Below are 1,164 nucleotides of genomic sequence, written 5' to 3'. Positions count from 1 at the left end.
GCCCAATCCACCCCCACCCCCGCCACATGGGCCTGCGCCAAAAACCCCATCACCGCCTCGGATTCGGGCTGATCGGCACGCAACACCGCAACACACAAGGCCTGTTTGTCATCGCCGTGCTCTGCCAGGCACTGAGCCACCATCGCGCTGAGCGGCCCGGTCGGGCCAAGCTCAAGGAACCGGGTCACCCCCACACCGGCCAAAAACCCGACCCCGTCCATGAACCGCACCGCCTCGCGGGCATGACGCACCCAATACCGCCCAGAACCCAACTCCTCGCCGGTGGCCACCCTGCCGGTGAGGTTGGAAACCACCGCAAGCTGCGCCTGCCCGAAGGACACGTCCTGAAGGACCGCGCCGAACTCCTGCAGCATCGGCTCCATCCGCGCGGAATGGAAAGCGTGACTCACCTTCAACCGGGTGGTTTTGCGGCCCCGCTGCTGCCACACCCCGACCCACTCCTCAATAGCGTCGGCATCACCGGAGACCACAACCGACCCCGGAGCGTTGACCCCTGCCACACAAAGACGGCTTTCGTAACCCGCTAACGCGGCAACCACCTCGTGTTCGGTCGCCGCGACCGCCACCATCGCCCCACCAGCGGGCAAAGCGCCCATCAACCGTCCCCGCGCAGCCACCACCGCACACGCATCAGCCAGCGAGAACACCCCCGCCAGATGCGCCGCAACCAACTCACCCACCGAATGCCCAATCAGGAAATCCGGCTTTAACCCCCAGGACTCAACAAGCCGATACAGCGCCACTTCCACCGCGAACAAAGCAGGCTGGGTGAACGTGGACTCGTCGAGCAACGCCGCCTCCGAGGACCCCGGCGGCGCGAACAACAGCTCTTTTAACGACCGGCCCAGCAGCGGATCCAATTCGGCGCAGACTACCTCGATCGCCTCAGCGAAAACCCGATAACACCGGTACAACCCGGCGCCCATCGCCGCCCGCTGCGCCCCCTGGCCAGGAAACACGAACGCGGTCTTGCCGTCTGCCACCACACGCCCGGTCACCACCCCGGGTGTCGGACGCCCTTCAGCCAACCCGGCCAACCCCGCCAGCAACTGGCCCCGATCGGTACCCACCACCACCGCCCGGTGCTCCAACCCCGCCCGCGTGGTGGCCAACGAAAACCCCACATCGGCGGCATCCAACCCG

General features: G+C 66.6%; 1 protein-coding gene. It reads right to left on the bottom strand.

Annotated elements, in window-relative coordinates; translation table 11 throughout:
* Positions 1 to 1,164: acyltransferase domain-containing protein (locus tag MSIMFI_RS27175; RefSeq protein WP_191500019.1), on the bottom strand; the 1,164-nt coding region annotated here is incomplete at both ends.

This window comes from Mycobacterium simulans, assembly GCF_900232995.1.
GTDB lineage: Bacteria > Actinomycetota > Actinomycetes > Mycobacteriales > Mycobacteriaceae > Mycobacterium > Mycobacterium simulans.
This window is presented reverse-complemented; position numbering and strand designations above follow the sequence as displayed.